The organism is Burkholderia sp. AU17457, from assembly GCF_002223255.1.
In the GTDB taxonomy this organism is placed as follows: Bacteria; Pseudomonadota; Gammaproteobacteria; order Burkholderiales; family Burkholderiaceae; genus Burkholderia; species Burkholderia sola.
On sequence record NZ_NKFB01000007.1, the window covers coordinates 37,562 to 48,622 of the forward strand.

The 11,061-nt window shown below is 65.9% G+C and carries 9 protein-coding genes; 3 read left to right on the forward strand and 6 right to left on the reverse strand.

What is annotated here, in order from left to right; all coding sequences use genetic code 11:
* Window positions 1–17 precede the first annotated feature (17 nt).
* The 6 genes from CFB49_RS30030 to CFB49_RS30055 all read right to left on the reverse strand — a co-directional run bounded on the left by CFB49_RS30030 (window position 18) and on the right by CFB49_RS30055 (window position 6,271).
* A complete protein-coding gene (locus CFB49_RS30030) occupies window positions 18–1,316 on the reverse strand; it encodes a cytochrome-c peroxidase (RefSeq protein ID WP_089493170.1) in 1,299 nt (432 codons plus the stop codon).
* On the reverse strand, window positions 1,303–2,265 hold the full coding sequence (locus tag CFB49_RS30035; protein WP_069621476.1) for an amidohydrolase family protein: 963 nt from the start codon (window positions 2,263–2,265) through the stop codon (window positions 1,303–1,305). The genes CFB49_RS30030 and CFB49_RS30035 overlap by 14 nt, the downstream gene beginning before the upstream one ends.
* Entirely contained in the window at window positions 2,262–2,927 is a 666-nt protein-coding gene (locus tag CFB49_RS30040) for a GNAT family N-acetyltransferase (RefSeq protein ID WP_069621477.1), read from the reverse strand. Before CFB49_RS30040 ends, CFB49_RS30035 begins: the two co-directional genes overlap by 4 nt.
* 13 nt (window positions 2,928–2,940) lie before the next feature.
* Complete coding sequence (locus CFB49_RS30045) at window positions 2,941–3,966, reverse strand: PLP-dependent cysteine synthase family protein (protein WP_249190684.1); 1,026 nt, start codon at window positions 3,964–3,966, stop codon at window positions 2,941–2,943.
* Between the two features lie 159 nt (window positions 3,967–4,125).
* Window positions 4,126–5,994, reverse strand: coding sequence for a hypothetical protein (locus tag CFB49_RS30050; protein ID WP_143329336.1), 1,869 nt, complete (start codon window positions 5,992–5,994; stop codon window positions 4,126–4,128).
* Window positions 5,995–6,004: 10 nt separating this feature from the next.
* On the reverse strand, window positions 6,005–6,271 hold the full coding sequence (locus CFB49_RS30055) for an acyl carrier protein (protein ID WP_050016620.1): 267 nt from the start codon (window positions 6,269–6,271) through the stop codon (window positions 6,005–6,007).
* A gap of 173 nt (window positions 6,272–6,444) precedes the next feature.
* Here CFB49_RS30055 and CFB49_RS30060 point away from each other — a divergent pair, with 173 nt between their 5' ends.
* The 3 genes from CFB49_RS30060 to CFB49_RS30070 all read left to right on the forward strand — a co-directional run bounded on the left by CFB49_RS30060 (window position 6,445) and on the right by CFB49_RS30070 (window position 11,043).
* The gene (locus tag CFB49_RS30060; RefSeq protein WP_089493172.1) at window positions 6,445–7,191 is read left to right on the forward strand and encodes a TenA family transcriptional regulator; all 747 of its coding nucleotides are present in this window, start codon (window positions 6,445–6,447) and stop codon (window positions 7,189–7,191) included.
* Window positions 7,192–7,204: 13 nt separating this feature from the next.
* A complete protein-coding gene (locus CFB49_RS30065; protein ID WP_089493173.1) occupies window positions 7,205–8,713 on the forward strand; it encodes an AMP-binding protein in 1,509 nt (502 codons plus the stop codon).
* 68 nt (window positions 8,714–8,781) lie between these two features.
* Window positions 8,782–11,043 (forward strand): AMP-binding protein, encoded by a 2,262-nt coding sequence (locus CFB49_RS30070; RefSeq protein ID WP_089493174.1) that lies wholly within the window; start codon window positions 8,782–8,784, stop codon window positions 11,041–11,043.
* Window positions 11,044–11,061 lie beyond the last annotated feature (18 nt).

Below are 11,061 nucleotides of genomic sequence, written 5' to 3' on the forward strand. Positions count from 1 at the left end.
CACGACGGCGCGGACGATCAGCGCTCGACGATGGGGCCGGAAAACGCGCCGAGCAGCGCGACGAGCTGCCGTTGCTCGTCGTCCGACAACGCGATTCGCTTCAGTTCGCTATGCCCGATCGCGGCCGCCGGCGCGTCCGCGTAGTGGCGCATCACGGCGTCCAGCGACGCGAACTGACCCGCGTGCATGTACGGCGGCCGCAGCGCGACGTTGCGCAGGCTCGGCGTCTTGAACGCACCGAGCATGTGCGGATCGTCGGTCGAGATGAATTGCAACTCGTCGCACTGCTCGGGCTTCGCGTCGCTGAACGGCCCCATGCAGTTGAATTCGTCGTGCAACACCTTGGCGACCGCCGCTGCGCGACCGGGGTCGGCGGCCGTCCCGCTACGCGGCGGTACGCCGATGTTGTGGAACTGCCGGTCGCTCAGCATGGGCCCGGTGTGGCAGGTCATGCATTGGCCTTTATTCACGAACAGGCGGAGGCCTGCTTTCTCGGTCGGCGTCAGCGCGGCGAGCTTGACCGGGTCGCCGGACCGGACGCCGTCGACATAGGTATCGAAGCGTGAAGGCCCATATTGAAGCGTCGCTTCGTACGCCGCGATCGCCTTGCCGAGATTCGCGAACACGCGCGACACGTCGGCGCGGGTGCGTTCGTCGAGCCGCTGCCACACCACTTTCTCCGCATCCGTGCCGAGCGGGCCTCCGTCACGGGGCAGCGCGCTCAGGTCGGGCAAAGGCCCGAACAGCGGCTCGTATGCGTCGCGGTAGTGTTCGGCAAGCACATGGGCGGCGCGCAGCCGGGTGCCGCCGTGTTCGTTGTGATCCTCGATCGGTCCGATCGCCTGCGACCACACACTATCCTTGCGGCCGTCCCAGAACAGCCACGGCGCATCGGTCGTGCCGACGACGGGCATCGTGCGACGCACGCCGATGCCCAGGCCGATCGCCAGCGGCCGTCCGTCTTCGAACTGGCGATCGGGGGCGTGGCAGCTTGCGCAGGCGATCGCGCCATTGCGGCTGAACCGGGGATCGGAGAACAGACGCTTGCCAAGCTGAGCCGCCTGCGCGGACGCGGCCACGCGATTCGACGGGTCGACTTTGACGACGACGTTCGCGGGAAGGCGCATCGATTCGAGCTGCGCCCGTTCGTCGGCGCGCCAGTGGTCCGGCGCGTCGGCGGTTTCCGCCATCGCGTCGGCCCGATGTCCCGGCCATGCGGTCCAGACGAGCAGCGCGCCGATCATCGACGCAGCCGCGAGCCCGTAATGCGTGCGGGACGGCCGTCGCGCGCGACGGCCGGAATCACGCGATCGCATCGATCGTGCGCGATGCCGGCAGCAGCGCGCGCGTGTTGCCCGACATCAACCACTTGCGTTGCACCGGCGCGACGGCGGCGAGCGGGCCATCGGCGGCGAGAAACTGCTCCATGACCTTGCGGTGGCCGCCCGAGTTGCGAAAGACCGGCCAGTCGGTGCCGAACAGAATCTTGTGATTGATGTTCATGCGGAACAGCTCGGCCAGCGCAACCGACCACCCCCGCGGATGCTGGGAGCCGAGAAATGCGCTGACGTCGAGATACACGTTGGGTCGATACGCGCACTGTCGCGCGCAAGCGTCGACGTGATGGACGGCGCCGTGCGCGAGGATGAAGTTCACGTCGGGAAAATCGAATGCCGCGCGGTCGAGCAGATCCGGGTGCGAGTATGCAAACTCCAGCGCCGGGCTGGTCGGCCCCACGTGCAGAAGCACCGGCAACCGGTGAGCGCGACAGATTTCGTACAGCGGGTACAGGCGCTTGTCGCTCGGGCTGTAACCGCACGGCGGATAGAGTTTCAATCCGGAGAAGCCGTACTCGACCACGCCTTTCTCGAACAACGCGACACCGTCCGCGCCCCAACGCGGATCCATGCCGCCGAATACGTGAAAGCGCTCGCCGTGACGCTGCAGGATCGCATGATGCTCGGCATACATCTCGGCGATCGTGAGATCGCTTTTCATCACGTACGTGAAATCGGGCAGCAACACCACGGCCTGCTCGATGCCGGCCGACGTCATGTCGGCCACCAGTGCATCGCCGAAGTGGTCCTGGCTTTGCGCGAGGTAGGTATCGAGCAGTTCCGATCGCGATTTCCGTACGCCGTTGGCGACGAGCCGGACATGAACGTTGGCGCAGAATCCCTCGAGGAACGCAGTGGGGATGAAGCGCGTCGACGCGATGTGGCAGTGCGAGTCGATGATCGGCCCGTCGTAGATGGCGGGGCTCATGCCGTTGCTTTGACGGGGGCGGTGCGGTCGGCGTCGCGACCCGTGAGCATGCCGAGCGCGCGTTCCTTGAGGTCCGCCACGCGTTGCATCATGAAGTGGCCGGCATGCATCTTCCCGTTCGCGCGGGCGTAGTCCGGCAACGTGCCCCACGTCTGAAAACCGTAGTGTTCCCATACGCGGTGAGCGGGCGTGCCGTCTCGCACGTCGAGTGTCAGCAGTTCGACATTGTCACGATCGCATTGCAGCGCAATCTCGACGAACGCGGCAGGCAGCACGCCACCGCCGCGACAGGCGTCGTGGATCATGCCTTTCGCCAGATCGGTGATATGGCGATTGTTGGGGTTCAGGTTGCGGCGCAACGTGCACAGGCCGATCAGCTGACCGGTGTTCGCGAAGATCGTCAGCAGGCGAACCTTTTCCGCGGCGAGATTCGAGCGCAGTTCGTCGAGATAGCGGCTCGCTTCCGCATCCGTGATCGTTTCGGCGAAGCCGATGATCGGCGCGCTTTCGCTCGTGCGCCGCATCAGCTCGACGATCTGCGCGCCCAACGTATCGTCGACGCCGTTCGTCCAGCGATAGGTGACGTGCGTGACGTTGGCCTTCGGCAACGCGATCGGATACTGTGCGCCGTCGGCAAGCAAGGTACGGATGGAGTCGTTCATGGGGGTCCCTGGATCACGTGGTTTCGAGGGCCACGGCGCTTTCGGCGCGTGGCGGGGGCGCGGAGGTGCACAGGTCGTCGAGCACGGCCTGGAGGCCATGATCGACCAGCCACTGGTCGTCGTAGATCGTGTCGAGATACTTGGTGCCGCTGTCGGGGAACACGAGCACGATGTTGGCCGGACCTTGCAAGGTGGCGACGTAGCGGCGTGCGGCCTGCGCGATGGCGCCGGACGAACCGCCGAGCAGCAACCCTTCGTCGAGCGCGAGGCGACGGCAGCCGACGAACGCATCGCGATCGACGATGCGCATCGTTTCGTCGACGAGATGAATCAGGATGTTGCCGGGCTGAAAACTGAGCCCGGCGCCGTTCTGCAGATGCGGCCGGTAGGTGCCGCCGAACACGACCGAGCCGTCGGGCTCGACACCGATCACGCGCGTAGCCGGATCGCGCTCCTTCACATAGCGTGCGATGCCGCTCAGATGGCTGCCGGTGCTGGCGGATACGATCACGGCGTCGAGCCGGTCGGCGAGCTGGGAGACGATTTCGGGGCCGGTGGAGTAATAGTGCGCGTCGATCGCGGCCGGATTGTTGTATTGATCGAGGTTCACGCAATTCGGCACGCTCGCGGCGATCGCTTTCGCGACCGCAATGCGCTTGCGCTGATAGCTGCCCGTCTCGTCGGGGTGCTCGACCATCTCGACTTCTCCGCCGAATGCCCGCACGAGATTCGCATTCGTTTTCGGCGTCTTCGGATCGAGCACGCAAATGAAGCGATAGCCGCGTGTGGCGCACAGCATCGCAAGTGCGTGCCCCATGTTGCCCGACGTCGATTCGACGATCGACCAGCCCGGCTTGAGCCCATGGTCGCGCTCGGCCTGGCGGAGCAACTGCAGCGCGCTCCGGTCCTTGACGCTGTTGCCGGGGTTGTAGCACTCGAGCTTTCCATACACGCGGATTCGCCTGTGTTCATTCGACAGGCTTTTCAGATACAGCAGCGGCGTATCGCCGATCAGTTCGACAAGGCTGTTTGCGTACATTCGACATCTCCGACCAGCGGGTTGGCGTTGGCTCGTGCGTCGTTCGCGAGTGGTACGACGCGATCGGCCGCGTGTGATCCGGCTTGCTTCACAGTGCGACTTTAGTGATCGATGCCCGGGGCCTGTAACTGTCCGAACGGGCATCGGAAGGCTCGTGCGTCACAGTTCGCCCGACTCCATCTCCATTTCCATTTCCACCTCGCCACGGTTGGCCGCCGGGAGGACGCGCAGTCTCGGATGCGGCAGTGCGTCGAGTGTCAGCGCACGATCGCCGACGAACGTGCCGACGAGTTGCGACAGCAGCGCCGCATTCTGGTGAACCATGTGATGACTGCCGGCCTGGAGTTCGACCTGGATCGGGCGAAGCTGGGCCGACGTAATGGCTCGCGCGCGTATCGCGCAGGTCATTTCGTCGTATTCGCCGGTCACGAGCAATGCAGGGATGCCGGCGATCGATCCGTCGCGTTCGGATTCGATCCGATGGGCGCGGAAATTCAGCAATTGCTGGCTGTATTCGATCATGTTCGCCGCCGACACGAACGGTGCGTGCAGCCAGTGACGGGTCGCCGAATCGGGTAGTGCGAACATCGATGCGTGGCCGCCTTCGCGTGCGTCGCTTCGTGCCCGCTTCTCCAGAAGCCCGATCATCGATTTGGCCATGCTGTCCGCGGCCTTCGGCATGCGCGCGACGAGCGAGCACATCGTATTGAGATTGTTTTCGTATGCGCTGTCGGCGCCGTCGTAGTCCTGCGCGCCGGCAAACGACGGGGCGATCAGGCTCATCGACGCGATGCGGCCGGGCAGTGCGCGCGCCAGCGCCAGCGCATATCGGGCGCCGCCGCACCAGCTCGCGACGTGAATCGCGTCGATTCCCTCGACGTCGAGCAGTTCAGCCACGCTTCGCGCGTAGCGGTCCGGTGCATCGGGGCTCGAATAGTAGGCGCGGGTCAGTTCTCCATCGGCTGGCGTATCGCTTGCGGCGTCCGCCAGATAGAGGGAGAAATCCGGCGCCAATCCGGCCGCGAAGTCGTGCCACACGTCGTTCGGGATGCCGAATGCGTTGATCAGCAACATGGCCCGCGGGCCACGCCCGGCAGTGAGATACCCATGCCCGCTGCCGGTCGTGATCCGGCGCGCAGACGGCAGATCGACAAATCGGGGCGCGTCGCGTCGTTCGTGCCGGGCCGCGTGAGCGGCGACGCGTGAAGCGATCCGGGCTGGCCAGTCGAAGCCGGCGCAGGGCAGCCGGTGAGAACGGATGTCGGTCGGCGGCACGGGTGCGTCGTCCGCGTATCCCAGCATGTGCTCGGCATGCTTCAGATTCGTTTCGAGTAGCGCGAGAACGGCGTCGGAGCCGGCCTCGTCGGCATCGCTGCGCGTCGGAATGGGCACCCGTCGCGCGACGCTTTCCACGAGTTCGCGCCACGCAATACGCCGGTCGCCATGCACGACGTGAAGGCCGGGCGACGCTTGCGTCGCGAGCCAGGCCAGCACCGCTTCAGCCGTCAGCAGGCAAGCCGTGCCGGCCGCTTCGGCAGGCAAAGTCAGCGGTGCTTGCTCGAAGTACGTGTCGGCGCGGCGGCGTACCTCGAACACGGTTTCGGCGACCGCGTCGGCGAGCGTGTCGATCGACGCCAGCGAGTGCGTCCCGGCTTCGCCGATGGCCGACGAGCCGTCCGCGAGCGCGTCGCCGAGCACGACGATGCATGTGTTCGCAACGGATGCGGACGCGACGTCGAGCGCGGCCGGCAGGATGCGGGGCAAGGAGGTGAATTCACGCGTGCGACGCATCTCGGGATCGTCGACAACGACGGCGAGCCGCCCGGAACCGGGCGCGTTCAATGCGTCGCGAAGCCGGGCGATGCGCGTGTATGCGTCGAGCGCCGTCGGCGCTACGCCGTTCGATGCCGTATCGCCGGCATCGGCCGCCGCGCGTAGCGCGTCGAGGTCGCCGGCATCCAGCAGGCAGACACGGTCGTAGCCGCCGGCAGTCGGCATCCCGCATGCGTCGAGCGGATGGTCGTTCATCGCCATCTCGCTACGCTTTCACGGACAACAGCATTTCCACCAGGTCAACCGCATCGCCGATGGTTTCGAGGTTCGCGACCTGTTCCGTGTGCGATGCGAAGCTGATGCCGAGCCGATCCTCGGTCAGCGCCATCAGCGACAGCAGCGAGATCGAGTCGAGCATCAGATCCGACGTCAGCGACGTTTCCCGCGTCAGCATGTCCGGCGCAATATCGAGCGCAGCAATCTGCGGAATCAGTTCGGTAAGCGTAGCGAACACGTTCGCGTGGTCGTCCATCGGATTCTCCAAGTGCCGTAGGGGTTCCGCTTTATAGCGTCAAGCCACCGCACTGCCTACCTGCACTGACGTACAGGGTTGGCGTAGCGGTGGAAACACTCGCCCGAACGGACAGGTTTCAGTCTCCAAAGCCGCCATTACATTGCCGGTTACCTCACCGACAGGGAACGATCATGACCCTCACCAAAGAAGCCGTGCTGATGGACAAAGCGACGTTTTCCCGCGCGCTGCGCGACACGCTGGACGAGCAGCTCACGCTCGATCACCCGATCTTCGCGGAGTTGTTCACGCCTCAGAAAAACTGGCGCTTGCTGAAGATCATCACGCTCGAGGGATACCAGATCACCCGGTACTTTCTGGAGTACATCGAGAACCTGTACTTCCGCTGCCCGTTTCCCGACCACAAGCGCCGGCTGCTGTACAACCTGTTCGAAGAGGAAACCGGGCGCTTCTCGAAAACGAAGAACCATGTCGAGCTCATGGAAGACTTCATTCGCGCGCAAGACATCAGCGACGAGGAGCGCGATGCATGGACGCCGTCCGCGGCCACGCGCGAGTTGATCGACTATCGCCTCGAGAACTGCAAGGGCGAGGGTACCTACCATATCGGCGCCGCCGCGGTGATGATCGCGAGCGAAGGGCAGAGCCTGGAAACCCGTGCGGGCGACGCGCGCCACTCGATTCTGGCGAAGTGCTACGGGCTCACCGAGGAGGACACGCGATTCTTTTCGGTTCACCAGAAAGAGGACGTCGCGCACGTCGCCGAGGGCATTTCGCTCGTGACCGACCTGTGCACGACCGTGGAGATGCAGCAGGAAGCGCTGTTCGCGGTGCGCCACACGTGCAAGCTGTTCTGGAACATGTATGAAAGCGCCGCGCAAAAGTACTACGCGTCCGCGGAGGGCGTCGCGCACGCGTGACGGGACAACGCCGATGATGACCTTCGACGATCTCGTCGCGCGCTTGCGCGACGGCAGTCACACGCTGACCTTTGTCGACGACAAGGGCGCCGAAACCGTCCGGACCTTCCACGAACTGTTCGAAGACGTGCTCGCCACGGTCGAGCGCGGCAAGGCAATCGGCCTCGTACCGGGGGCGCGCGTCGGCATCGCGGCGCCGAACGGTTATCCGTGGATGGTGTGGGATCTTGCGTGCATCGAGCTCGGCTGCGTATCGGTTGCTTTCCCGAACGATGGCCTGCTCGACACGTGCGATGCATTGATCGAGCGCTACCAGCTGAGCGTGCTGGCCGTGGACGCGCGATGGCTCGACACCGCCGGCGCGATCGCCGGGCGCGTCGTGGATATCGATCCCGCCAGCCGCGGCGATTCGCACGCGCGTATCGAGCCGGTGCGGGTCGAGCATATGCCCGATACCCATTCCCTGGTGTTCAGTTCGGGCACGACAGGCAGGACCAAAGGGCTCGTGATGAGCCGCCGCGGCACCGCGCACTTGCTCGGTCTGTATGGCGACGCATTCGGCGTCGCGCCGGGCGAGCGGTTCCTGACGTTCTTGCCGTTCGCGAACTATCAGCAACGGATGACGTACTACTTCTGCCTGTATCACGGGGTCGATCTCGTGTCGGTGCCGTTCCACGGGCTCTTTCCGGGTCTCAAGCGGCACCGTCCGACGTTCGTGATCGCACCGCCGGTGCTGTACGAGACGCTGCATACGCTGGCGCGAGCGGCTGCCGGACCGGGCAGCGACCCGTCGACGCTCGCCGAGCGACTGAGCGCGCTGACCGGCGGCAACATCCGCTACATGGTCACCGGGATGGCCCCGATCAAGCGCGCGGCCCTCGATTTCTTCTGGGATTGCGGGATCGCGCTGTACGAGGCATTCGGGATCACCGAGGCCGGCATGGTTGCATGGAACAAGCCCGGGCACGTGCGCGTCGGTACGGTCGGCCAGCCGGCGGAGCCGGGCAGCGTCTCGTTGCTGGAGGACGGTGAAGTCGTCGTCACACGGAACGCACTGCTGTCGCTCGGCTACTTCGATGCGCCGGAAGAGGACAGTCGCGCGACATTCATCGCGCCGAATGCGGTCGCGACGGGCGACATTGCCGAATTCGATCCCGACGGCTTTTTGCGCGTCGTCGGGCGCAAGAAGGACGCGATCGTCACGAGCAACGGCGAGAAATTCCATCCCGAGCCGATCGAGGCGCTGCTGTATCGCGATCCGCGTGTCGACGTGGCCGTCGTGATGGCGGGCCCGCAAGCGGGGCTCAGCGTCGTCATCGCGACGCGCCGGCCGGACGATCCCGAAGTCACCGACGCGCTGCGCGCACTCGTCCGTGCGGTCAACGGCACGCTGCCCGCACAACGGCAACTGGTGAAGGTGATTTTCACCGACCGCGCATTCGACGTCGAAGGCGGATTGCGCACGCGCAACCTCAAACTCAATCGCCGCGCGATCGCGGACGCGTTCCTGCGAGACGCATGAGATCGCCCCCCGTGCGCAAGCCACCGCCTTTGCGCGGCGGCGCGCACTGACCTCATTCTGGATACACCATGACGACGCATCCGAATCCGAACGTGTTTCAGATGGAAGTCGAACCGACCTCCATCATCGAGACGCTCGCCCATCACACCGAGCGGGACCCCGACCGTGTCGCGCTGACCATCCTGCGCGACGGCGAGGCGATCGAAAGCAAAAGCACGTTCGGCGATCTGCATGCCGGCATGATGCGCGTGGCGCGCGGACTCGCGCAACTGACCGAGCCGGGCGCTCGCGTGCTGCTGCTGTTGCCGACGAGCGCCGAGTTCGTCTGCACGTTCTATGGATGTCTGGCATCGGGGCGCGTCGCCGTGCCGGCCTATCATCCGCAGCAGGTACGCAAGGTCGCGCAATGGGCGAAGCTGCACGCGATTGCCGACAATTGCGGCGCCACGCTGATCGTGGCGCCGGCGACCTCGGTCGAGACCATCGAGACCCTGCGCGCGACGCAGCAGCTGTTCACCGGCTGCACGCTCGTCACGTACGAAGCGCTCGTCGACGCGGGGGCGCAGGACACGTCGGCGTTGCCGCGCATGCCGGCGCCGGACGATCTTGCGTTCCTTCAATACACGTCCGGATCGACGGGCACGCCGAAGGGCGTGATGATCACGCACGGCAACATCATCGACAACCAACGGTCGATCGCGCTGCTGATGCAGCACGATCGCGACACCCGCATGCTGTCGTGGCTGCCGCTGTATCACGACATGGGACTGTCGATGCCGTTGCAACTGGCGTCGATCGGGCTTTCGGTGGTGCTGATGTCGCCCGTTGCGTTCGTCCAGCAGCCGGGCCGATGGTTGCGCGCGATTGCCGCACACCGTGCGACGACGTCCGGCGGGCCGAATTTCGCGTATGCGCTTGCCGCGGCCGCGCTCGACGGAAGCGACGACGGCGGCCGGCTCGATCTGTCCAGCTGGCGGGTCGCGTTCTGCGGCGCGGAGCCGATTCATCGCCAGACCGTCACCGATTTCATCGACGCCGCAAGCCCGCACGGCTTCGCTCCGGGGTCGTTCTATCCATGCTACGGGATGGCCGAGGCGACCCTGATCGTATCGGGCGTCCCTTACGGCGAAGGCGCCCATTATCTGGACGTCGACAACGTGAAGCTTGCCGCCGGCATCGTCGAACCGGTTCAGCCCGGCGCCGCGAACGCGAAGAGCCTCGTGTCGTGCGGCGGCACGGCGCCCGGCACCGAGATCCGGATCGCAGGGCCCGATGGTCGCCCGGTGGCCGACCCGAACTGCGTCGGCGAGATCTGGGTGCGCGGCGGCGCGATCGGCGTGGGCTACTACGGCAACCCGGAAGCGACACGGTCGACGTTCGGCGCGCATGTCGATGACGAGCCTGGCGCTCGTCCGTTCCTGCGCACCGGCGATCTGGGCGCGATCGTCGACGGCCGCCTGTACGTGACCGGCCGCGTGAAGGACATGCTGATCGTTCGCGGGCGCAACCTGTATCCGCAGGATATCGAGGCGTGCGTGCAGGACGCGGTGCCGGCGTTGCGCCGCGGGTGCGGCGCCGCCGTATCGGTGCAAGCGGACGGCGAAGAGAAGCTCGTGATCATCCAGGAAGTCGGTCGCACCGCGCGCCGGACGCTGGACCTCGACGCCACGCTGCGGGCGATGGTGGTCGCGATCGGCGAGGACTTCGGGGTCACGCCGCACGCGATCGTGCTGGTCGAGCCGGCGACGATCGAAAAGACTTCCAGCGGCAAGATCGCGCGCGCGCTGTGTCGTCGCGCGTATCTGCAGGGCGAACTGCGCGCCGTCGCCAGCTGGACCGACGGCGCCCATGCGATGGAGGCCGGCGCGGCGCGTGACGGTGCGGTGGCGCCGACTGTCGCCGAGGTTGCGCCGCATTCCGATTCGACGCTGATCGAGCGCGAGATCGCGGACCGGATCGTACGGATCGTCGCCGAGCGGCTGAAGATCGCCGAGACGCAGGTATCGCGCACGGCCGCGTGGGTCGAGATGGGTTTCGACTCGGTGAGCGCGCTCCAGTTTTCGTTGAAGGTGCAGCACACGATCGGGCTGACGTTCGACGCCGCCGTGCTGTGGGACTGTTCGAACGTCGAGCAGCTTGCCGCGCATCTGGCGCGGATGCAGGGCGCGGCCGATGCGTTGCGATCGAGCGATGCGCCCGCATCGGCCGCCGCGCACGCGCATTCCGCGCCGATCGTGGGCGGCGCCGAGGCGCCGCCTACCCGGGAGCAGCTTGCGGCGCTCTCCGACGCGCAGGCCGAAGCGCTGCTGCTGAAAGCGCTGCAGCGCTGAGCCGATCCCCGGCAGTCT